The organism is Limosilactobacillus urinaemulieris, from assembly GCF_014838745.1.
Classification (GTDB): Bacteria; Bacillota; Bacilli; order Lactobacillales; family Lactobacillaceae; genus Limosilactobacillus; species Limosilactobacillus urinaemulieris.
This window is the reverse complement of record NZ_JABUXR010000005.1, coordinates 49,760-73,515: the sequence shown is the minus strand read 5'-3', so window position 1 is coordinate 73,515 and position 23,756 is coordinate 49,760. Positions and strand designations below refer to the sequence as shown.

Here is a 23,756-nt window from a genome sequence, read left to right as displayed (position 1 = left end):
AGCCGTTTATTCTTGTCGATAATCCATCTGGAGTGCCTTTCGTCCCGAGACTAATCGATGTTCACGAACAACAAAGTTCATCTTACGATACAGGTTAATTGCTGGAACATTATCCTCAAAAACATCTAAGGTAAGTCGAGACAAACTACTATAATTAGCGAACCAATATTCAGCTTCATCCACTAACAACTGACCAATTCCATGATACCAGTATTTTTTGGCTACAATAACTCCTAACTCCCCCATCTGAGGTTCATTGGGTAACCGCATTATTGTTACCATCCCCACGATCTCTTTTTCAAACACTGCTAGCAGCATTATACAATCGTCTGCATCGTTAATTATTTGAATATTTTCGCGTTCTTCCTTTGAAGTTACTTTTTCTAAATGCGGAATTGTGACGGCATCACTTTCCGTTGCTGCGCGTCGAAGGAAGCTAAGAATAGCAGCGGCATCCTCAGGTTCAGCCAACTTAATTTCAACAGTCTCTGACATTATTACAACTCCGTAACTACCTGTTCAAAGTGACGACCATGCGGTTCGAACTGAAGGAGGCGGGTATTTTCGTCATCCGTTCGCTTAAAGTGAATTGCCAAAAATTCAGCAGGTAATTCATCTTCAACGAATTGGGCCCACTCCACAACACTCACTCCGTCACTATCAAAGTATTCCTCTAGTCCCAAGTCTTCTGCTCCCCCATTTTCAAGACGATATGCATCCATATGGTAAAGCGGTAAGCGACCATCATGGTACTCACGAATAATGGTAAAGGTGGGGCTCTTAATCAAGTCTGGAATGGCTAATCCCTTAGCTAATCCCTTAGTAAAGGTTGTCTTCCCGGCACCAAGATCACCATCCAAGACTAAAACATCCCCAGCTTTTAATTGCTGTCCCACCTTTTCGCCAAGCTCAATTGTTTTTTCTCGATCCGTTAGCTTTACTTCTTTCATCCGACTTCGCTCCTCATTTTTTCTACAGTCATTGTAGCCGATACCTAAGCTTAAAAGCAACAAAAGAGAGAAGAGCCTGGGGTATTTCCCAGTTTCTTCCCTCAATAGTTTTTAAACTTATTATATTCTATTATAATGCCTGAGCAGCTGTAATAATGGCCACCTTGTAAGCATCATCCTCACTGCATCCCCGTGAAAGGTCAGCAATTGGTGCATTCAACCCTTGGAGAATTGGACCTACAGCAGTAAAGCCACCAAATCGTTGAGCAATCTTGTAGCCAATATTTCCGGCTTCAAGGCTTGGGAAAATAAAGACATTTGCATGCCCAGCAACCTTAGATCCTGGAGCCTTTAACTCACCAACTGAAGGAACAACAGCAGCATCAAATTGCATTTCACCATCAGCAGGAAGCTCTGGTTCCATTTCGTGAACCTTTTCTGTGGCTTCGGCAACCTTGGTAACCATCTCTCCCTTAGCAGAGCCCTTAGTAGAGAAGCTAAGAAGAGCAACCTTAGGATCAATTCCAAAAAGTTTAGCAGTTTCGGCACTTTGAACCGCAACTTCGGCCATGGTATCTGCATCCAACTCAATATTGATCGCACAATCAGCAAAAATATACCGCTGATCACCTTTTTGCATCAAGAAGGCACCACTAATCCGGTGAGCATTTGGCTTTGTCTTAATGATTTGTAATGCTGGACGAACAGTCGAACCAGTTGAGTGAACTGCTCCAGAAACCATTCCATCTGCCTTTCCCATGTAAACTAGCATGGTCCCAAAGTAACTAACATCCTCCAGCATCTTCTCAACTTGTTCAGGAGTATTCTTTCCTTTTCGACGTTCTAGAAGCGCATCAAACATGGCCTTCTTGTCTGCTTCTGGGTAAGTTGCTGGATCGATAATTTGTAAACCAGTAATATCAAAGTTATTTTTATTAGCCGTTGCTTCAATTTCACTCTTTGTCCCAAGCAAAATTGGTTCTACTAAGCCATCATTCTTTAGGCGAACAGCAGCACCTAAAATTCGTTTGTCAGCACCTTCAGGGAAGACAATGGTTTTGTCTTGTCCCTTTACCTTTGCAGCAATTTCATCAAATAAATCCATCTACAAGAACCTCCTTATTGGTTATCAAGCCTTACCGTCAACTATCGGTTGATCCGGTAATTGCCAATCAATTGGCTCCTCTCCCATTGCGCGAAGTGCTTCATTTGTCTTTGAAAATGGTTTTGAACCGAAAAATCCACGGTTAGCTGAAAGCGGACTTGGGTGCGCTGATTCCAAGATAATATTTGTCTTGAGGTTAATCAGCTTTTTCTTATCCCGTGCCGCTCTTCCCCAGAGAATAAAGACAACTGGTTGAGGGCGTTCGGACAATGCGTGAATTGCAGCGTCCGTCAATTGTTCCCAACCATGCCCCTTGTGAGAAAAGGCTTGGCCTGCACGAACTGTTAAGACCGAATTCAAAAGCAAAACACCTTGATCAGCCCATTTTTTTAGGTAACCATGTTGAACCGGATGACAACCGACATCACTCTGCAGTTCCTTATAAATATTTTGCAATGATGGCGGAACAGGGATTCCAGGCAAAACCGAAAAGCTGCATCCATGAGCCTGGTGAGGACCATGGTACGGATCTTGACCTAAAATGACAACTTTAACTTTACTAAAAGGAGTCCATTCAAAAGCCTCAAAAATATGATGCATCTCCGGATAGATTGTCCGGTGGCTGTACTCTTCTTTCAAGAAATTATGTAGCTGCGCGTAATATGCACTTTCAAATTGGGGTTTCAAAACGTCCCACCAATCATTATGAATAAGTTGTTTCACGATTCTAGCACCTCAACTAATATTTTAGCATAAGTGACGATGAGCGGAAATGAAAATTGAAACCGCTTTGTAAAGTTATCATTTTTATAAGCAAACTGGTACAATAATGGTAATTAATCTGTCTTTAAGGAGCGGTGATTGGATGCGGCAACTTTATCTACGCGATCATGATACAGACCTCCACGGAACTACCGTTATTCGTAACTATCAAGGACGATCACTATATCTCTTGGTAGGCAAATGGGGGGCTCTTCATGACGTTTTATCTTTATATTCGATTTCTGGTGACTTACTTGCCGAAGTTAAGCAACTAAGTTTTGGAATAATTCCAAAGTTTGCCTTATTTAAGGATCGCCAAAAAGTGGGAACAGTTAGTAAGTCTCTTGGTTTCGTTCGTGAAGTTATTTATATTAAGGGACTTAGCTGGGTTGTCGTTGGCTCGCCATTCTCGGGAAAATACCGCGTTTTTAAAAAGAACCACCTTGTCTTCTCGATCCAACCCGTTGCTTTTACCGGTGATTATTACCACGAATTAAAGGTGAAAAATGAAGAAGACGAACCACTCGCCATTCTCGTTGCAAGTGTTCTCCAACATTGGGCTCGTCGCAAACAATCATCTCCTCTCCGCGTCCACTGGGGAAGTGTTGCTACAGGCAATGATGCTTGTCTTGGCTACCAAATTGAACCGTCACAATTAAAAAAACAAAAATAACGATTAAAAATGCTTAAACAAATAAGCGACTGACAAAATTGTCAGTCGCTTATTTTGTATATGGTTGCATCGGCAACATAGTCAAATGTGCTTGCCATGACCGCAACCTCCGCCTAGGGTTCTAGGCAACATAGTCAAGAACTGCTCGCCAGGAACTTGCTAGAGCCAGCAACCTCCTTCCTAGGCGCGAGGCGCCTTTGTCAGGAGAAATTGCTGGCTTTCCGCAAGTTCTTTGCTGGCTCGCACTCTACCTCTAATAATGCTTCATTACCCGTTCCATCTCACGGTTAGCTTCACGACGCTTAATGGATTCACGCTTATCGTATTCGTGTTTTCCTTTAGCAAGACCGAGAAGAACCTTTGCATAGCCATGCTTAATGTACATTTTTAATGGAATAAGGGTAACCCCCTTATCCTGGAGAGCACCAGTCAATTTTTGAATCTCTTTTTTGTGGAGCAGCAGTTTGCGATTACGAAGCGGATCCTGATTGAAGAAGGTCCCATTATCGTATTCACTAATATGAACATTCATTAACCATGCTTCACCATTACGAATTTGCGCAAAGCCATCTTTTAAATTAACCCGGTGTGCTCGTACAGACTTAATCTCCGTTCCCGTTAAAACTAGTCCTGCTTCATAGGTGTCAGTCACAAAATAATCATGACGAGCCTTTTTATTTTGAGCGATTAAATTATCATTATTTTCATGCTTTTTGGCCATGGAATCCCCCCATCAGGTCAAAATATTAATGTCGGCGTCGACGCTGTCCTTCAAAATCACGAGAATTATTATGGTGACGGGCTTGTCCACGATTTATTTGCCGGTTATTCCGATTACCATTCTCACGACCATCGTGTTTCCACTTTCCCTGTGTATTCCGGAAGTGACCGTCATTTCGCTTGTGACTACCATTACTGTGGCCGTGCCGATTATTTCCCCGACGACCGCCACGACGATCATCGTTATGCGGAACCCGAATCTTAGTTGTTGGCGCTTCTTCAGGGTTAACCAATTGGAAATCAACTTCGCGTAAATCCTTGTCAACCCGAACTAATTTAACCTTGATCGGCTGACCAATTTGGAAGATCCGGTGGTGACTACGACCAATTAAAGCCATGTGCTTTTCAGAATATTCATAGTAGTCATCATTCATCACGCTAATGTGAACAAGCCCTTCAACGGTATTCTCTAATTCAACAAATAATCCGAACTTCATCACTGAACTAACGACTGCATCAAAAGTCTCTCCAACATGGTCCTCCATGTATTCAGCCTTCTTCATGCTATCAACATCACGTTCAGTATCAATTCCCCGCCGTTCTGTAAATGACGTATGCTCAGCAATTTCTGGCAAACGATCACGCCAGGCAGCTTTGGCATCTTCTCCCTTACCATGCTTCTCATACCACTTGATTAAACGGTGAACCGTATCATCAGGGTACCGCCGAATTGGTGAAGTAAAGTGTGTGTAATACTTTGCACCCAAGCCAAAGTGACCGACCTCTTCATCATCATACTTTGCCTGTTGCATACTCCGCAACATCATTACTTGAACCATTTGCTCTTCCGGCTTTCCAGCAACCTGTTTCAAAACGTTTTGGAGCATTTTCGGCTTAACGTTATTAATATCACCATGGGCATTAATTCCGAAAACACTTAGAAATTCAAAGAAAGACTTTATTTTTTCATTATCAGGTTGTTCATGGATCCGATAAAGGAACGGAACGTGCTCCTTGTAATAATGTTCAGCAACGGTCTCGTTAGCAGCAAGCATAAATGATTCGATCATCCGCTCTGCTAATCCCCGTTCCCGAAGTTGAATATCGGTTGGATGGCCCTGATCATCGACAATGATCTTTGCTTCTGGTGCCTCAAAGTCAATTGCTCCCCGACGTTTTCGTGCATTTAATAAGATCTTATGGATGTCGCGCATGGTTTCAAACATTGGAACTAAATCCTTGCATTCCGCCATTGTCTTAGCATCATGGGATTCTAGAATCCGATTAACTGCCTTATAGGTCATTCGCGCGTGGGAATGCATTACACTTGGGAAAATCCGGTGTTTAACAATCCGTCCCTGCTCATCAATCTCCATTTCACAACTCATTGAAAGCCGTTCTTCACCTGGATTGAGTGAACAAATACCATTAGAAAGCCGTTTAGGAAGCATTGGTACTACCCGGTCAGTTAAGTAAACTGAAGTTCCGCGCTTAAACGCTTCCTTATCAAGTGCGGATCCCGGCTTAACATAGTGACTAACATCAGCAATATGAACTCCAAGATGATAGTGACCATTATCCATCTTCCACGCAACAACCGCATCGTCCAGATCCTTGGACTCAATTGCGTCAATTGTTACTAATGGCTGATCAGTAATATCTTCCCGTCCCTTCTTTTCTTCAGGAAAAACTTTTAACGGAATTTTATTAGCTTCATCCATTACCTCTTGAGGAAATTCGTGGGGGACATCATGGGCATAGATCACTGAAAGAATATCAATTCCCGGCTCGTCCTTATTACCGATCACTTCGTTAACTGCACCAGTCATTACTTGCGGTGCCTCATCATCCGGATAGGTCGCAACGGTAGCAGTAACTACTTGACCATCCATTGGTTTTAGGCCCTGATCATTAACGAAGAAGCGGTAATTGGAAAGCTTTTTATCCTTTAGAAGAATTTCACCAATATAATCACCAACAGTTTCCTGCTTAAACTCACCAACAATTTGATCGTAGTTATGTTCAACAATTTTAACTACTTGCCCTTCAGGCCCCTGGTCACTTTCTGGCTTAGCGGGGCGAAGGATCTTTACCTCAACCTGATCGCCATTTAAGGCGTGCATTGTATGATCGGGGTTTATATACATATCCGGCAAGTCAGGATCATAGTCAACAAAGCCAAACCCCTTATCATTAGCGTGGAACGTCCCGATAATTGCTTGGGGCTTAATCACTGCCTTAAATTCTCCACGCTCAGTCACTGTCACTTTCTTTTCACGTTCAAGCTCAGCTAATGCCTGGACAATTGGCGTAAATGAATCAGCGTCAGCCATCTTTAATGCCCGACCTAATTTTTCAGCCGAAAAACTAACATTAGCATTTTCCTTTAAATAATCTAATATCTGATCTTTTAATTTCGTTTTTGTTGTCATATTACACCTCAAATGTTTTTTGTAGGAAGTCAGTAACGTCAGCGAATAACTGTCGATGGGCATTGTTAACGGTAAGAACGTGACCAGCTTGCGGATAATAATGATAGTCAACTGGAGTTCCTTGGGCTAATAGCTTTTCTGCTAATTCTTTTCCGGAATGAGGATTAATCATTTCATCCCGACCACCTTGACCAACAAAAAAAGGCTGGTGGATTTGCTCCAGGTGCTGATCTATTTCCCGTGTCATTTCGCTAATAGCAGTTAATTGTTTTGGTAACAATTGATTGATTTTTACAATTCGTTCGTTAATTTCCCGGGAATTCAATCCTGCTTTCTTATAATAAGCAGTTGCTAGTTGCGGGAAAAAGTGCGGAACATTTGATTGTCCCCAAGCAGTAACGGGAGAGGCAAAAACTCCCCCGCCTGCTAGGGTTGAATCATTCTCGAGTGCCTTGGTAGCTAGTAATCCTCCTAATGACAAACCGAGGATCGCGATCTTCTCCATTCCCATATCCTTTAATCGTCGAATTGCAAATTGCGTATCAGTCCACCAATCATCTGGACCACTTTTTTCTAAGACAGTCAGTGGATCGCTCCCATGCCCGGTGAATACCGGAGCATAAATCGTATAATTCTGCCGCTCCAGGTGCCGTGCAAGCATTCGCATATCAGCACTACTACTCGTATATGAATGTAATAGAATAACCCCAAAACGACCGTGCGGAAATAAAAAGGGCTTCCCCGAACTAACTTCCATTATTTCTTACTCCTTAAAATAAAAAAGCCTCCTGAATACATGATACAGGAGGCAGCGCCGCTTTAGTGTGATGAAACGAAAACCAAGGCCAAAGCTAAGATAAAGAAGATCGCCCCACAAATCGTAGTAACAACCTGCATTACGGCTTCAAATCCACGAGCCTTACGCCGCGAGAATAAATCTCCAGCTCCACCTGTTAAAGCAGACATTGCATCATTATCGTTCTTTGCTGGTTGCATCATTACACATGCAATCAGAACTACACAATCTATTAAAAATAAAGTCATTAATGTGTTATACAAGGATTTTTCCTCCTAATAATTGCCCACTATATCTAGTACAGAATAACATACTCTTCATCTAATTTCTACATTTTTGGCGTGTGAGATGACCGTTCCAAAATTTCTTGAAGTTTATTTTTATCGGAAATATTCGCCTGGATAAGCAGGGTATCACCAGCTAGGAGAATTGTTTTCCCGTTTGGAATAATTTTATCTTCTCCACGATAAATAAGAGAAACAATGCAATCAGCTGGCCATGAATAATCCGCAATTTGACAACCATCAAGTTCAGAGCCCGGATAAATTGTTACCGAAAGTGTCTCTTGGTGAAGTGGCTTTTTCTCAGCGCGCAGCCCGATAAAGTTCTCAAACATTGCGGTATAAACAGGCCTCCCATGTAAAGCATCAACCACAAGATAGGCAATGATCGAAACCATTGCTAATGGCATCAAGTGGGCTAACGAACCCACCATTTCGGTAATGAGCAGGATCGCGGTAAATGGTGCCTTACTGATACAAGCGAAGTACCCTGCCATTGCGTAAATAATGAAATTTGGTAGGTACCGTGCAGGTAAAATGCCTACCTTAACCATTAACGTACAATAAACTGCCCCCAAGACTGCTCCTAAAGTCAAGATTGGCAGGAAGATTCCCCCAGGTAATTGACTTCCATAACTAATCATTGAAAAGACAAACCGAAGAACAAACAAGCCAATAAAAAGAGTAAGGGAGAATGGTAATAACCTTAACTCAGCAATTAACTGGTTTCCGCCACCAAGAGTATAGGGAAGGTACCAAGCAACCGGGATAACTAAAAGGAATGGGATGACAGGATATACTGAAGGTTTAAGCCACGTTAGCTTTCCCGACCAATGATCAAGTCGCAAGATAACGATTTGATAAAGGCGGCCAAGGAACCCAAGAGCAATTCCCAAGATAATTAAATGCCAATACAAGCTAACCGGCAATTCATATTGATATGGAACATTTAATACTGGTTTGAGACCAAAAATGGTCATGGAAACCATATTTGAACAAAGAGAACTAATAAAAGTTGCCAGCCAAATTAATGGCGAAAAGTTATGATAAACTTCCTCCAAAATAAAAATAGTGCTTGCAATTGGCGCATTAAACGCTGCCGCCAATCCAGCAGCAGCACCACTAGCAATACCAACACGGCGGTTAAGCGAATTAACGTGAGCCGTTTCGGCAACCCCCTGACCAATTGTTGCTCCCAACTGGATTGACGGTCCTTCGCGGCCGAGAAACAGGCCAGAACCAATAGCAAAAATTCCACCGAGATACTTTCGCCATAAAACTGGCCACCATTTTTCATCAAATTGGCACTTTAACTGTCCCTCAACCTGAGGAATCCCGGATCCCTTAATATTCGGGTATCGCTGTGCGAGCTGTCCCAAAATTAATGCCAGAATTACCGAACCAGCTGCCCAATAAATTAGTCCCGTTGGGTGATGATGAAAATAAGCAAAGCTCGTACTAACAAACTCCAAAAGGTGTTGAATGATTAACCGAAACGTACTAACCACTAACCCTGTCAACAATCCAATAATAATGGCACGAATCATTTGCTTAACTTGGCTATCCTGGTTAACAATTGCTTGCTTATTCATTATTTCTCCTAACTTTTCCCTAAGATTCACCCAAGTATTGTACTACATCTCCAAAGAAAAAGCAGGTGGTGGATAGTGATTAATCCAGAACCTGCTAGTTAAGGTCTTATTCAGCTGTTGTTTTCTTTAAGCCATGACGAACCAGATAAACAATTGTTGCAACAATGAGGACAACTGCCCCAACAATAACAGAAATTCGGGTGTCTGGATTGATAAACATAAAGATTACAATCACAATTAGCATAATAAATGCGAAATAATTAGAGAATGGGTAAAGAGGTAATTTGAATGGGTGATCCGTCATTAAGTCCGGGTTATTTTTCCGGAAACGTAATTCGGCAAGAAGAATCACAAACCATGGAATCATTCCTGGCAGAACTGAAGAACTAAAGACAACGACAAACATATCGGAGGTTGAGTGATTATAAATTGAGGAAATCATATCAATGATAAAACCGATTAAAATCCCCCCAGAAATTCCAAGAATTGCTGCATCAGGGACAATTCGCTTAGAAAGACGACCAAAAATCTTTGGCGCATCCCCTTCGTGAGAAAGCTTAAACAGCATCCGACTTGAACTGTAAATTCCGGAATTAGCACCAGAAAGGGCTGCAGTTAGCACAACAAAGTTAATAATTGATGCCGCAGCAGTAATCCCCACCTTGGCAAAGGTTGATACGAATGGTGAGCCAACACTGCTCAGCTTATCCCATGGGTAAATCGTTACGATAACAAAGATTGCTCCAACATAGAAAATCAGGATCCGGAAAAGAACCGACTTAACAGACTTAATAATTGCTTCTTGCGGGTCGGCAACTTCACCAGCAGAAATTCCTAGCAATTCAATTCCTTCATATGACCCAACGATAATCGACATTGAGAAGAAGAAACCACTAATTCCGCCCGTAAAGAAGCCGCCATGTGCCCAAAGATTACTAAAACCTGTTGGGTGCCCACCGTTACCAAAGCCGAAAAGAATCACCATGAAGCCCAGAAAAATCATGAAAATAATTGTGACAACCTTGATCATCGCAAACCAAAATTCTAGCGAGCCATATGCCTTAGCACTAGCAAGGTTTGCTAATACCAAGAATATAATGATCACGATTCCGGCAATCCAAGTATGCATATGTGGCCACCAAAATTTCAGATATTCGGTTGCCGCCACAACTTCCGACATTCCAACAACAATATATTCAAAAACATTAGCCCATTTAGCGAAATATCCTGCAAGCGGGTGAACATATTCAGTAGCGTAGTCCGCAAACGACCCCGTTCCTGGATTAATATAGATCATTTCTCCAAGAGCCCGCATAACAATGTAGAGAATTAAGCCAACAAATGCATAAGCCAAAAGGACTGATGGTCCGGTCCACTTAATTGTTGACGTTGACCCCATAAATAAACCAACACCAATTGCCCCACCTAAGGAAATCATTTCCATTTGGCCGGCGGTCATTGTTCGCCGTAACTTTGGCGCAGAATTTTTCATTAGTATCAAATCCCTTTCTCAAATTATAACTTTTCAAATTATATTATATGAATCCCTAATTGCCAAGAACTTTTCTAATCATTCTCTCATTATTAATTAGTTAAGCAAAAAATAGTTAACTTAATTAAGAAAGCAACGCCGATAAAATAACTAAAAAAGCTAGTTGAACAAAAAATAGACCTTCCACAGTCAACTAAAATTGACTATGAAAGGTCTGTTATTTTTTAACGTTAAACTAATTAACGGTTTTCGATGTCTTGACGAGCTTGTTCGCTCAAGTTGTAGAAGGAATGGATACCCTTGTATTGAGCAACGTCACCAAGTTGATCTTCAATCCGCATTAATTGGTTGTACTTAGCAAGACGATCAGTCCGGCTCATAGAACCAGTCTTGATTTGTCCAGCGTTAGTAGCAACAACTAAGTCAGCAATGGTTGTATCTTCGGTTTCACCAGAACGGTGTGAAACAATAGCAGTGTAACCAGCTTCCTTAGCCATTTCGATAGCTTCAACAGTTTCAGTCAAAGTACCGATTTGGTTAAGCTTGATTAAGATTGAGTTAGCAGCACCCATCTTAATACCCTTCTTAAGGTAATCAGTGTTAGTTACGAAGAAGTCGTCACCAACAAGTTGAACCTTCTTACCAAGCTTGTTGGTAAGGGTTACCCAGTCGTCCCAGTTGTTTTCATCAATTGGGTCTTCAACAGACACAACTGGGTACTTTTCAATAATTCCTGAAAGGTAGTCGATAAATTCATCAGTAGTGAATTCTTCACCAGTTGACCAACGAAGCTTGTACTTCTTGTCTTCGTCGTTCCACAATTCTGAAGCAGCAACGTCAAAGGCAATTGCAATATCCTTACCTGGCTTGTAGCCGGCATCCTTGATAGCTTTGATCAAGTATTCGAATGGTTCTTCGTTGTTAGCAAAGTCAGGAGCAAATCCACCTTCGTCACCAACAGAAGTTACCTTACCAGCAGCTTCCAATTCCTTCTTCAAAGCGTGGAAAGTTTCTGAACCCCAACGAATTGCTTCACGAACAGTTGGTGCACCAACTGGCATGATCATGAATTCTTGGAAGTCAACCTTGTTATCAGAGTGGGCACCACCGTTGATAACGTTCATCATTGGTGTTGGCAATACGTGGGCATTGAAACCACCAAGGTAGTTGTAAAGAGGAACTTGTAATTCGTCAGCAGCGGCACGAGCAGCAGCAAGTGAAACGGCTAAAATAGCGTTAGCACCTAACTTACCCTTGTTTGGAGTACCGTCTAACTTGATCATTGCCTTGTCAATTGCAATTTGGTCGGTAACTTCCATACCAACAATTTCCTTAGCAATAACGTCGTTAACATTAGCAACGGCCTTTAATACTCCCTTACCGCCAAAACGGTTCTTATCACCGTCACGTAATTCAACGGCTTCGTGTTCACCAGTTGAGGCACCTGAAGGTACGATTCCACGGCCAACACCACCAGCTTCAGTGTATACTTCAGCTTCAACTGTAGGGTTACCACGTGAATCAAGAACTTCACGTGCATAAATATCTGTAATAAGTGACATTTGATGAATCTCTCCTCTGTCTTAAATTCGATAGCAATCGCGCTATTTCATTAATATTGTATTATTTTGTGCAACCAAAAACAAGCTTTTAGTGGTTAACTAATTTTAAAAATGTTTCAGGATCCAAGCTCGCACCACCAACGAGGACCCCATCAATATCCTGACTTGACATTAAAGCATTGATATTACTGGTTGTTACGCTTCCTCCGTAAAGGATCCGAACGTCATTAGCAACGTCATTCCCGTACATATAAGCTACCGTCTGTCGAATTAGGTAGCACCCCTCTTCAGCCTCATCAGGATCAGCACTTTGACCAGTTCCAATTGCCCAACTTGGCTCATAAGCAATTGTAACGTGCCTAATCTCATCGCTTGAAAGCCCCTTAGCATCGTAAAGAATTTGGTTTACAACCCAATGAACTTTTTTCCCTGCTGTTCGTCGTCCCATTGTGTCGTCACAACAAACGATGGGACAAAGGTGGTCTGCTAATGCTGCTTTAATTTTTTTATTTACGATTTCATCAGTCTCATGAAAATACTTCCGGCGCTCCGAATGTCCAAGAATGACATGATGAATTCCTGCTTGATAAAGAGCGTATGGACTGGTCTCACCCGTATATGCACCCTCATTTTTATAATAGCAGTTCTCAGCAGCAATTTTCAGCGGAGAGCCTGCAGCAGCTTCTTTCATTGAAACTAATGATAATGTCGGTCCCGCTAGTGCAGTTTCCAACTGTTCCGCCGGCGGTAGTTGATCCCTTATCTTCTTAACAAAATCGACTGATTCAGCCACCGTTTTATGCATTTTCCAATTGCCAGCGATAATTGGTACCCTCATCAAAATCACTCCTTTAAACCGCAAAAAAAGCAGAATAGTCCAATTTCAACCATTCCGCTTTATTATATATTACTTTTCAGAAATTGCAGCAATTCCTGGCAAAGCCTTACCTTCAAGGTAGGTTAATGAAGCTCCACCACCAGTAGAAATGTGGGTGAGTTGGTCAGCAACACCTAATTGCTTAACAGCAGCGGTAGAGTCACCACCACCAACAATCGTAGTTGCATCATTCAAAGTACCAAGGAACTTACCTACTTCAAGGGTTCCCTTAGCAAAGTTAGGCTTTTCAAAGACACCCATTGGTCCATTCCAAACAACTGTCTTAGCATCCTTCAAAACATTCTTGAATTCTTCAACAGACTTTGGACCAATATCAAGAGCCATCCAGCCATCGTCAACGTCGCCTTCAACAACCTTAGTGTTAGCATCATTATCAAACTTGTCAGCTACAACGTTGTCAATTGGAAGGACGATCTTATCGCCAGCCTTATCAAGGATCTTCTTAGCAACATCAATCTTGTCTTTTTCAACAAGTGAGTCACCAGTCTTAATACCCTTAGCAGCGTAGAATGTGTAAGCCATTCCACCACCAATGATAATCTTGTCAGCCTTGTCAAGAAGGTTATCAATAACGCCAATCTTGTCGGATACCTTAGCACCACCAAGAATAGCAACGAATGGCCGTTGTGGATTATCAACTGCATCACCCAAGAACTTGATTTCCTTTTCCATCAAGAAACCGGCAGCAGCCTTACCTGGCATGTTAGTAGCAATTCCAACATTAGAAGCGTGCTTCCGGTGAGCAGTACCGAATGCATCGTTAACGTAAACATCACCCAATGAAGCCCAGTACTTACCTAATTCAGGATCATTACCGGATTCACGCTTTACGTATTCGCCATCCTTAACATCTTCATAACGAGTGTTTTGAACAAGCAATACTTCGCCATCCTTAAGTTCGTTAATAGCATCTTCTAGTTCCTTACCTTCAGTAACTGGAACAAACTTAACAGGCTTGTCGAGTAATTCAGAAAGACGTTCAGCAACAGCCTTCAAAGACTTAGCAGGCTTATCTTCTTCCTTCTTAATTCGACCAAGGTGTGAGAACAGAATAGCCTTACCACCATGTTCGATAACATACTTAATAGTTGGTAAAGCGGCAACAATCCGGTTGTCATCTTCAACCTTAGTACCGTCGTCACTAATCGGGACATTAAAGTCAACCCGCATTAAAACTTTTTTACCACTTAAAGGTAAATCTTCAACAGTTAATTTTGCCATAAATTATGTTTCCTCCTTCTTTGTTAAGAAAAAGGGTGGTTGGAGTCTCCTCCTCCCACCTTTTTATGCCGCTAATATTTCAGCATTCCGGATTAAAGTTTTGCAAAGTGAAGCAAAGTCCGGATCATGTTGCAAGTGAAACCATTTTCGTTGTCGTACCATGCAACAGTCTTAACTAATTGAGTACCATCTTCGCCTTCCATGATTTCGGTTTGTGATGGGTCAAATACAGAACCAAAAGTAGAACCAATAATATCAGTTGAAACGATTGGGTCATCAGTGTAACCGAATGCTGGGTTATCCTTGGCAGCTTCCTTCATAGCGTTGTTAACATCATCAACAGAAACCTTCTTGTTCATGATGTTAACAAGTTCAGTTAATGAACCATCAGGAACAGCAACACGTTGTGCGTGACCTGAAAGCTTACCGTTCAATTCAGGAATAACAAGACCGATAGCCTTAGCAGCACCACTTGAGTGAGGAATAGTGTTAACAGCAGCAGCACGGTTGTTACGGAACTTCTTACCACGTGGTTGGTCAAGAACAGCTTGGCTACCAGTGTAAGCGTGAACAGTAGTCATAGTACCAACCTTGATACCGAAGTTCTTGTTCAACCAGTAAGCCATTGGTGCAAGACAACTAGTTGTGCATGAACCAGCTGAAACAATCTTGTCATCAGCCTTTAAAGTATCCAAGTTAACACCAGGAACAACAGTTGGAATGTTACCAGCAGGTGCAGAAATAAGAACACGCTTTGCGCCGGCATCCAAGTGAGCTTGTGACTTTTCTGCAGAAGTGTAGAAACCAGTACATTCAAGAACAAAGTCAACACCGTCGTTCTTTACCCAAGGAATGTTACGTGCGTCACGTTCTGCGTATACAGGGTATTCCTTGCCATCAACAACGATACCCTTGTCAGTTGATGAAACTTCGCCATCAAAACGACCTTGGGTTGAGTCGTACTTAAGTAAGTAAGCCAACATTTCTGGTGAAGTCAAGTCGTTGATAGCAACAACTTCAATATCATCAGTGTTGAGTTCGTGAATACGACGGAATGCCAAACGACCAATACGGCCGAAACCATTAATACCAATCTTTACAGTCATACTGCAATTTCCTCCTTTAGGAAAAACATAATTAGTGTCTTTGCTAATTCAATCACATTCATACGATACCAATCACATCTAAGTAATATTAGGCATCTATGCCAGATCATGATTTAGCAATTACAACCTTACGGTATTAATAATACTCACATTTCACTAACTTGTCTATCCAATTAGCCTGAAAAGTTTTATTTTTCTTGTGAAAACGTTATCATTATTAAAATAGAAATTTATTGTTGCAATTATGCTTAAAGTAAGATAATATAATATTTGTTGACGCGCCCTTAGTGTAATGGATCGCACGTGAGATTCCGGTTCTCGAGATCCGAGTTCGACTCTCGGGGGGCGCATTTTTTATAAGGAGACTAACAAAATTTGTTAGTCTCCTTTTTTAGTAATATTTAATATAGAGGGAAACTGGGAATTAACCCATTTAAGAGCCTGATGGGCTAACCTAGAACGACGAGTGATGATAAACTCATCAGAGTCGTTCGTAGCCGAATAGGCTTGCACCGCTGCGTTAGACTCGAAGGCTCGGTTTACGAAACGAAGTGAGCCTATTTGGATTCCCGCAATTAGACTCAGTAGTTTCGAAAATTACTGGTAATAGTAAGAAGCCGAGAAAAAACGTCTTGTTTTTTCTCGGCTTCTTACTATATGTTTAATGATTTCATCAACATTTATCGTCCTATACCAGTCAGTCTTTCCTCTAAGAAAGTTAACTTCCGGTTGATCCCTATTATTAAATAATAGTAAATAAAAAAGTTGACTAAAATAGATTCAGTCAACCATTACAATATTAAATTACTTTTCTTCAGCTGGCTTTTCCTTAGCCCACTTACGAATAGCTTCAATCTTCTTTTCCTTTAATGCTCGCTTGTACTTAGGAGCAATTGGCCGACGACCTTGAACGCCGTATGGGTGTGCTTTACGCATAGCAAATGCCTCCTTATATATTAAACGTAAATTAATTAACGTTCCAATTATACCGGGCATGGATTTAAAAAGCAACCCTTCATAAAATGCTATCTCTTGTCAGGATTATCATAGCAACATTTCCTAGAGTAAAAAATTTCAAAAAATTAAACTAGACCAATTTTAAAATATCTTTAGAAAAATTAATAGATAAAAGGACTTGTAAAGTATACCAATAGGAGGTACTATATAGTCGTAAACAAAGAAGGGCCAATTAAAATGCCCAATATATGAAAACGAGGTAATTTATTATGACTAAAGATACATTCAAAGCATTCGTTAAATTTAACAATACCGACTGGACAACCCTTGATAAGGAATCAGCTGCGACTGAACTTAGTTTGATTGCTAAGGATCTTCACTAAATTAATACCAACTATGCGGCTCATTATTTCCTCTCCCCCTATCATTAATGATGCTTAGCCGTATAAACACCACGAATTGACCATAATAAAATAATGAGACCGTTAAACTCCCGGTCTCATTTTTATTTTTCATGACAAATCATTTGACCTTTTTTGACCAAACGAGTATAGTATTCACATAAGTTAGCAATTGATGCTAACAAGTGCTAAAAATAAGGGAGGCTAATCGACTATGAATTTAGTTCCTACTGTCATTGAGCAATCATCTCGTGGTGAACGTGCTTATGACATTTATTCACGGCTTCTAAAGGATCGGATCATTATGTTGTCTGGTCCAATTGAAGACGATATGGCTAATTCAATCGTTGCGCAACTTCTTTTCCTAGATGCGCAAGATTCAACAAAAGACATTTACCTTTACATTAATTCTCCAGGTGGTGTGGTTACATCTGGAATGGCAATTTACGATACCATGAACTTCATCAAGTCTGATGTTCAAACTATTGTTATCGGGATGGCTGCTTCCATGGCCAGTGTCCTAGTATCCTCAGGTGCTAAGGGTAAGCGTTTTGGTTTGCCACACTCACAAGTTTTGATTCACCAACCATCTGGTGGTGCTCAAGGTCAACAAACCGAAATTGAAATTGCTGCTACTGAAATTTTGAAGACACGAAAGATGATTAACGAAATTCTGGCCAAGAATTCAGGACAGCCAATCGAAAAGATTAACCATGATACCGAACGTGATCACTACTTAACTGCTCAAGAGGCTGTTGATTATGGTTTGCTTGACGGAATTATGGAAAATAATTCAAAGTTGAAGTAACTAATGATCAGAAAATAAGCTGAAGGAAAATTTCCTTCAGCTTATTTTCGTTTAAACTTACTTATTTGGCTAGTGCTCGGTTTCGCAGCTCATCCGCATATGCATTCAACTTTCGCAAGCGATGATTAACACCAGACTTCGAAATTGGGCCACCGGGAACTAGTTCTCCTAATTCTTTTAAACTGACTTCCTGGTGAGCAAGTCGCGTTTCAGCAATCTCGCGTAGCTTATCTGGCAAGCTTTCTAAGCCGACGCTTGCTTCAATGAGCTTAATATTTTCAATTTGTTTAGTTGAAGCGTTAGCGATCTTGTTCATATTTGCATTCTCACAGTTAACGAGACGGTTAACCGAATTACGCATGTCGCGAACTATTCGAATATTTTCAAATTGTAGCATCGAATTAGTCGCGCCAATTAGCGACATAAAATTAGCAATTTTCTCTGCTTCCTTAAGGTAAACAATATACCCGCTTCGTCGAGCAGTTGTTTGAGCATTTAAGCCAAACTTATTCATCATTCGGGCAATCATCTCATTATGTTCTTCATAGAGAGAATAGATTTCCAGATGATAACGGGAAGTCTCAGGGTTATTGACAGAACCACCAGCTAAAAATGCACCACGTAAATATGAACGAACCATCCACTCATCCTTTAACAATTCGACAGGAACCTGTTCTTTGATCTGCATCCCTTGCAAGATCTGTAAATCATCCAAAACACGTTCTGCAGAATAACGCAAACGAACAATGTACTGGTTATTTTTCTTTAGTTTCATCTTCCGCCGGACAACAATCTCGCTTTCGACGTGATAAAAGTCTTTTAATAATGAATAAATTCGCCGAGCAATGGCGGGATTTTCAGTCTGAATATTCAATACTAGGTGATGATTACTAATCCCGATTGATCCATTCATCCTGATTAAGGCCATTAGCTCTGCTTTAGCATTATCACGGTGGACCTTAATTGCTGTTAGCTCTTTTTTTACTTCGCTAGCATAGGACAATGCCAGTCACCTCCTAATCATGAACTTCATGGAGGCGATTCATTAACTCATTAACAACCTTATCTCGGTCATGAAATGCTCCATTATCCTTTAACTGTAAAAAGTTGGAACTAATAACTCGACACCCCTGCTCCCGGAGTCCCTGAAAATCATGTCCTACAGGCTGGGAAATTTCATTCCATTCCTTAAAGTCAATATAGTTATCAGGAACTGGCTGAATATTAACTAATACAGTATCAATAAAGTTTTTACCAAGATGACGGTTAAGCACCCGAACATGATCGGCGTCAGTAAAGTGATCGGTTTCTCCTTTTTGTGTCATAATGTTGCAAATATAGACTACTTCTGCCTTGCTTTTGCATACAGCTTCGGCAACATCGTGAATCATCAAATTTGGCAGAATACTTGTAAACAGGCTACCGGGCCCTAAAACAATTTGATCCGCGTTTTCAATTGCCTTAATAACCTCAGGCACTGCTTTGGCTTTGTGACCATCATCGTCATTTGATGGCGTTACCCAGACACGTTTAATCTGCTTATGAGCCTTAGTAATTTCTGACTCACCACTAAGAATTGAGCCATTCATAAATTCAGCATTCAGCGTTAATGGTTCATCAGAAACAGGAAAAACATGACCCCGGATCTCCATCATCTCTGAAAGCTCCTGGACTGCATCAAAAATATCACCCTGCATTTCCGAAAGCGCGGAAATAATAAGGTTACCAATAGCGTGACCTGCCAAAAATTGGTCAGTCGTTTTGAAACGGTACTGGAAGATCTCCTTCTGTAATTTTGGTAACTCAGAGAGCGCCACCAGAACATTTCGAATATCGCCAGGCGGGACTACATTAATATAATCTCGAAGGATCCCCGACGAACCACCATCATCAGCGACGGTAACCACCGCTGTAATATCAGCATTTTGATCGCGCAACCCGCGAAGGATAACTGGAAGACCAGTTCCGCCCCCGATCACAACAATCTTTGGCTTATGAAACATATAATCCTTCCTCTTCTTTTTTATTTTGCCTTATCAACGTCCCGATGGTGAATATTAACTTGATAACCATCAGTTTTTAAATCAGTTGCAATCTTATTTGCAATGGTAACGGAACGGTGTTGTCCTCCAGTACAGCCAATTGCAATTGTTAGACTACTTTTCCCCTCATGAATATAGCCTGGCATTGCCGTTTCTAATAGTGACTTTAAATGTGCATAAAATTCCTTTGCTAACGGGCTTTTCATCACATATTCCTGAACAGCAGCATCATTTCCTGTTAAATGTTTAAGCTCCGGGACGTAAAAGGGGTTAGGGAGAAAACGAACGTCAAGTACAATATCAGCGTCTAACGGCAATCCATACTTGAAGCCGAATGACATTACTTCAATATAGAAATTGCTCCCCTCGCCATGACCAAAAATCTTATTGAGTCTTAGTTTGAGGTTTCGTGGCGTCAAAGAAGTAGTATCAATCCGAATATCTGCCTCACTCTTAAGATTGTTCAGCAATTTTCGCTCAGCCGTTACGCCATCCAACAACCGACCATGAGGCGATAGCGGGTGTGAACGACGCGTTTCTTTATAACGAGAAATTAATTTATCATCGGCAGCGTCGAGAAAAAGTAAACTAACATCAAGATCCTCACGTTTTTTTAATTGGCGAATACTTGGCAGTACTTGATCATAAAATCTCTGGGAACGAGAATCCATCACCATAGCAACCTTATTAAATTGACTCGCTTTCTCCATCACATCGACAAATTTTTCTGCCAAGTTAGGCAGCATATTATCGAACACGAAGTATCCTAAGTCTTCAAGACTATGAACAGCAACGGTTTTCCCAGCACCGCTCATTCCGGTAATAATTACCACTCGCATCTTTTCTACCATGTTCTCCCCCTCTTTTCTACACTTATACCTAGTTATTGTATCACAACAATCCGGGTGTGTCTTTTAATAACTAAAACTAGGGTTGGGCTTATCATTTTTTACAAAGCGCTAGTTAATGATTAAAACCTACAGAAAAGGTTTCAAAGCTCGACAATCTCGAACTCTGAAACCTTCTTGTGGATTTCCCAAGAAATTGTTATGCGTTAATAATGGGCACCACTGATGCCAGCTTCCTTAGGTTATTTAGAATTTTTAATGTTGTTTTTTTCTTAAAGCGCCTTGTCTCGTTCTAACATCTTCTTCAGATATTGTCCGGTATAACTTTCTTTAACCTTTGCAACTTCTTCAGGAGTCCCGGTAGCAACAATATAGCCACCTGCTTCTCCGCCCTCAGGGCCGAGATCAATGAGCCAATCAGCTGACTTAACAACATCAAGATCATGCTCAATCACTAGGACAGTATTCCCAGCATCTACTAATCGCTGCAAGACCGCCAACAAGCGTTTAATATCATCCATATGTAACCCGGTTGTCGGTTCATCCAAAATATAGAAGCTTTTTCCTCGTGATTGACGATGAAGTTCGGCAGCAAGCTTCATTCTCTGAGCTTCACCACCTGATAGCGTAGTAGCTGGTTGACCAAGAGTTACGTAGCCTAAGCCAACGTCTTCAATCGTCTGCAGCTTTCGCTTAATTTTCGGAATTGCGCTAAAGAATTTCAATGCTTCAGAAACAGTCATGTTCAGAACCTGTGAAATATTTTTTCCCTTATATTCAACTTCAAGAGTTTCTGAATTATAACGTGTTCCATGACAAACTTCACACGGAACGTAAACATCTGGCAAGAAATTCATCTCAATCTTAATAATCCCGTCACCATGACAGGCCTCACAACGACCACCTTTTACGTTAAAACTAAAGCGTCCTTTGTTATAGCCGCGCATCTTTGCCTGATTTGTTTGAGCAAAGAGTTCGCGAATATCGTCAAAGACCCCGGTATATGTAGCAGGATTACTCCGTGGTGTTCGACCGATTGGCGATTGATCGATATTAATTACCTTCTCGATGTTTCTAATTCCACTAATTGATTTATACTTACCTGGCTTAGCAGAATTATTATTTAGTTTCTGTGCCAAAATCCGCTTCAAAATCACGTTAACTAACGTGGATTTTCCAGAACCGGAAACACCAGTTACACAGATAAACTTACCAAGAGGAAAATCGACATTAATGTTCTTTAGGTTGTTCTCGGCAGCTCCCTTAAGAATAATGTGTTTTCCATTACCTTCCCGGCGTTCTTTAGGAACCTCAATCATTTTTTTACCAGAAAGGTACTGACCTGTTAGTGACTTTCTGGAACGCATGATTTGTTTTGGTGTTCCAGCAGCCATTACTTTTCCACCATTAGCTCCAGCTCCCGGACCAATATCCACAATATAGTCCGCAGCTCGCATAGTATCTTCATCGTGTTCAACCACAATTAAAGTATTACCAAGATCACGCATTGCTTTAAGGGAAGAAATTAGTCGATCATTATCCCGCTGGTGTAAACCAATTGAGGGTTCATCAAGAACGTACATTACCCCAGAAAGATTTGAGCCAATTTGAGTTGCCAAACGGATTCGTTGAGCTTCACCACCAGAAAGTGTTCGTGCAGATCGACTCAGTGTCAGGTATTCAACACCGACATTTTTCATAAAAGTCAGCCGATCTAAAATCTCTTTCAAAATTGGCCGGGCGATTTTTTCTTGTTGTTCAGAGAATTGCACACCCTCAAAAAATGTAATTGCCTTACTAATAGGCAATTCAGAAACTTCACCAATATTTTGGCCGTTAATTTTAACTGCTAATACCCGTTGGTTAAGCCGGTAGCCATGACAAGCCGGACAAGGTAGCTCTGTCATGTACTTTCGCATTTGCTCCCTAGTAAAGTCGGAATTGGTTTCTTTGTACCGTCGTTTAATATTATTAATAACGCCCTCAAACGGCACATCGACATCCCGAACTCCGCCAAAGTCATTTTCGTAGTGGAAGTGGAATGTCTGATCACCATTACCATATAGAACCTGTTGCTGTTGTTTTTTTGAAAGTTTATTAAACGGCGTATCCATGTTGATTCCGGCAGCTTCACAGAATTGTTCCAGTAACTGCGGGTAATATTGTGAGGAAATCGGGTTCCACGGAATCATTGCTCCTTCCCGAAGTGTCTTAGTTCGGTCAGGAACTACTAGATCCACGTCAACTTCTAGTTTCGACCCCAAGCCCTCACATTCAGGACAAGCACCAATTGGAGCATTGAAAGAGAACAGTCGTGGTTCAAGCTCACCTACTGTAAATCCACAAATTGTGCAAGCATACTTTTCGGAAAACGGAATTGAGTCCCCACCGATCACATCTGCAATTGCGTAACCGTCACTTAACCTCAAAGCAGCTTCAAATGAATCAAACAAGCGAGAGCGGATCCCATCCTTGATAATAATCCGGTCAATGACAACATTAACCGTATGTTTCTTATTCTTATCAAGTTCTGGGACCTCGTCTAGTTCATAGGTTTCACCATCTACTTGAACCCGAACAAATCCTTCCTTTTTGATCTTTTCAAAGACTTTCTTTTGTATTCCGCGTTTATCACGAACAACTGGAGAAAGAATTTGAAGCCGAGTTCGTTCAGAAAGTTCCAGTACCCGGTCAACCATCTGGTCAGGTGATTGGCTGCTAATCGGAATATGATCATTGGGACATATCGGGGTTCCTACCCGTGCCCACAATAACCGCAGAAAGTCGTTAATCTCCGTAACGGTTCCTACCGTGGAACGGGGGTTATGAGATGTGGTCTTCTGGTCAATCGATATTGCTGGTGAAAGGCCATCAATTGAATCAACATCCGGCTTATCCATTTGCCCTAAGAACTGACGAGCATAAGCAGATAAACTTTCTACATAGCGGCGTTGTCCCTCTGCATATAGGGTGTCAAATGCTAGCGAACTCTTCCCCGAGCCGGATAGGCCAGTAATGACAACTAACTTATTCTTAGGAATTTTTACATCAATGTTCTTTAAGTTATGTGCACGTGCGCCATGAATAATAATTTTATCGTTTGCCACGAA

Annotated in this window: 21 protein-coding genes; 2 read left to right on the top strand and 19 right to left on the bottom strand. The window is 41.3% G+C overall.

Annotated features, from left to right (window positions below; all coding sequences use genetic code 11):
- Nucleotides 1-6 precede the first annotated feature (6 nt).
- From HUK45_RS03790 to HUK45_RS03775, 4 genes are all read right to left on the bottom strand, one after another.
- The gene (locus HUK45_RS03790) at nucleotides 7-495 is read right to left on the bottom strand and encodes a GNAT family N-acetyltransferase (RefSeq protein ID WP_191911160.1); all 489 of its coding nucleotides are present in this window, start codon (nucleotides 493-495) and stop codon (nucleotides 7-9) included.
- Nucleotides 496-497: 2 nt separating this feature from the next.
- Nucleotides 498-950, bottom strand: a complete 453-nt coding sequence (gene tsaE / locus HUK45_RS03785; RefSeq protein WP_191911159.1) for a tRNA (adenosine(37)-N6)-threonylcarbamoyltransferase complex ATPase subunit type 1 TsaE — start codon at nucleotides 948-950, stop codon at nucleotides 498-500.
- 130 nt (nucleotides 951-1,080) lie between these two features.
- Nucleotides 1,081-2,055 carry a phosphate acetyltransferase gene (gene pta / locus HUK45_RS03780; protein WP_191911158.1) on the bottom strand — a complete coding sequence of 325 codons (975 nt, stop codon included), beginning with the start codon at nucleotides 2,053-2,055 and terminating at the stop codon, nucleotides 1,081-1,083.
- Between the two features lie 24 nt (nucleotides 2,056-2,079).
- Entirely contained in the window at nucleotides 2,080-2,778 is a 699-nt protein-coding gene (locus tag HUK45_RS03775) for a uracil-DNA glycosylase (RefSeq protein WP_003717611.1), read from the bottom strand.
- Between the two features lie 142 nt (nucleotides 2,779-2,920).
- On the opposite strand from HUK45_RS03775, the gene HUK45_RS03770 reads away from it, so the two are divergent.
- Entirely contained in the window at nucleotides 2,921-3,490 is a 570-nt protein-coding gene (locus HUK45_RS03770; protein ID WP_235971976.1) for an LURP-one-related/scramblase family protein, read from the top strand.
- A gap of 253 nt (nucleotides 3,491-3,743) precedes the next feature.
- Here the strand turns inward: HUK45_RS03770 and smpB are convergent, their stop codons facing one another.
- From smpB to HUK45_RS09685, 11 genes are all read right to left on the bottom strand, one after another.
- The gene (gene smpB, locus HUK45_RS03765; protein WP_191911156.1) at nucleotides 3,744-4,211 is read right to left on the bottom strand and encodes an SsrA-binding protein SmpB; all 468 of its coding nucleotides are present in this window, start codon (nucleotides 4,209-4,211) and stop codon (nucleotides 3,744-3,746) included.
- A gap of 25 nt (nucleotides 4,212-4,236) precedes the next feature.
- Nucleotides 4,237-6,642: a ribonuclease R gene (gene rnr, locus HUK45_RS03760; protein WP_191911155.1), complete on the bottom strand. Its 2,406-nt coding sequence runs from the start codon at nucleotides 6,640-6,642 to the stop codon at nucleotides 4,237-4,239.
- Between the two features lies 1 nt (nucleotide 6,643).
- On the bottom strand, nucleotides 6,644-7,399 hold the full coding sequence (locus tag HUK45_RS03755; RefSeq protein WP_191911154.1) for an alpha/beta hydrolase: 756 nt from the start codon (nucleotides 7,397-7,399) through the stop codon (nucleotides 6,644-6,646).
- A 62-nt stretch (nucleotides 7,400-7,461) separates the two neighbouring features.
- The gene (gene secG, locus HUK45_RS03750; RefSeq protein ID WP_040531604.1) at nucleotides 7,462-7,701 is read right to left on the bottom strand and encodes a preprotein translocase subunit SecG; all 240 of its coding nucleotides are present in this window, start codon (nucleotides 7,699-7,701) and stop codon (nucleotides 7,462-7,464) included.
- 65 nt (nucleotides 7,702-7,766) lie between these two features.
- Nucleotides 7,767-9,311, bottom strand: a complete 1,545-nt coding sequence (locus HUK45_RS03745) for a ClC family H(+)/Cl(-) exchange transporter (RefSeq protein WP_191911153.1) — start codon at nucleotides 9,309-9,311, stop codon at nucleotides 7,767-7,769.
- A 106-nt stretch (nucleotides 9,312-9,417) separates the two neighbouring features.
- Nucleotides 9,418-10,803 (bottom strand): amino acid permease, encoded by a 1,386-nt coding sequence (locus HUK45_RS03740; protein ID WP_191911152.1) that lies wholly within the window; start codon nucleotides 10,801-10,803, stop codon nucleotides 9,418-9,420.
- A gap of 239 nt (nucleotides 10,804-11,042) precedes the next feature.
- Nucleotides 11,043-12,365 (bottom strand): phosphopyruvate hydratase, encoded by a 1,323-nt coding sequence (gene eno / locus HUK45_RS03735; protein ID WP_003717603.1) that lies wholly within the window; start codon nucleotides 12,363-12,365, stop codon nucleotides 11,043-11,045.
- Nucleotides 12,366-12,453: 88 nt separating this feature from the next.
- Nucleotides 12,454-13,203: a triose-phosphate isomerase gene (tpiA, locus tag HUK45_RS03730; protein WP_191911151.1), complete on the bottom strand. Its 750-nt coding sequence runs from the start codon at nucleotides 13,201-13,203 to the stop codon at nucleotides 12,454-12,456.
- A 69-nt stretch (nucleotides 13,204-13,272) separates the two neighbouring features.
- Nucleotides 13,273-14,484, bottom strand: a complete 1,212-nt coding sequence (locus HUK45_RS03725; RefSeq protein ID WP_191911150.1) for a phosphoglycerate kinase — start codon at nucleotides 14,482-14,484, stop codon at nucleotides 13,273-13,275.
- A 92-nt stretch (nucleotides 14,485-14,576) separates the two neighbouring features.
- The gene (gene gap, locus HUK45_RS03720; protein ID WP_191911149.1) at nucleotides 14,577-15,590 is read right to left on the bottom strand and encodes a type I glyceraldehyde-3-phosphate dehydrogenase; all 1,014 of its coding nucleotides are present in this window, start codon (nucleotides 15,588-15,590) and stop codon (nucleotides 14,577-14,579) included.
- An 804-nt stretch (nucleotides 15,591-16,394) separates the two neighbouring features.
- Entirely contained in the window at nucleotides 16,395-16,526 is a 132-nt protein-coding gene (locus HUK45_RS09685; protein ID WP_255372237.1) for a hypothetical protein, read from the bottom strand.
- Between the two features lie 636 nt (nucleotides 16,527-17,162).
- Here HUK45_RS09685 and clpP point away from each other — a divergent pair.
- A complete protein-coding gene (gene clpP, locus HUK45_RS03715; protein WP_191911148.1) occupies nucleotides 17,163-17,756 on the top strand; it encodes an ATP-dependent Clp endopeptidase proteolytic subunit ClpP in 594 nt (197 codons plus the stop codon).
- Between the two features lie 61 nt (nucleotides 17,757-17,817).
- Here the strand turns inward: clpP and whiA are convergent, their stop codons facing one another.
- The 4 genes from whiA to uvrA form a co-directional block, all read right to left on the bottom strand.
- On the bottom strand, nucleotides 17,818-18,759 hold the full coding sequence (gene whiA, locus HUK45_RS03710) for a DNA-binding protein WhiA (protein WP_003717597.1): 942 nt from the start codon (nucleotides 18,757-18,759) through the stop codon (nucleotides 17,818-17,820).
- A gap of 13 nt (nucleotides 18,760-18,772) precedes the next feature.
- Nucleotides 18,773-19,759, bottom strand: a complete 987-nt coding sequence (locus HUK45_RS03705) for a gluconeogenesis factor YvcK family protein (RefSeq protein ID WP_191911147.1) — start codon at nucleotides 19,757-19,759, stop codon at nucleotides 18,773-18,775.
- 20 nt (nucleotides 19,760-19,779) lie between these two features.
- The gene (gene rapZ / locus HUK45_RS03700) at nucleotides 19,780-20,649 is read right to left on the bottom strand and encodes an RNase adapter RapZ (RefSeq protein WP_191911146.1); all 870 of its coding nucleotides are present in this window, start codon (nucleotides 20,647-20,649) and stop codon (nucleotides 19,780-19,782) included.
- Nucleotides 20,650-20,918: 269 nt separating this feature from the next.
- Nucleotides 20,919-23,753: an excinuclease ABC subunit UvrA gene (gene uvrA / locus HUK45_RS03695; RefSeq protein WP_191911145.1), complete on the bottom strand. Its 2,835-nt coding sequence runs from the start codon at nucleotides 23,751-23,753 to the stop codon at nucleotides 20,919-20,921.
- Nucleotides 23,754-23,756 lie beyond the last annotated feature (3 nt).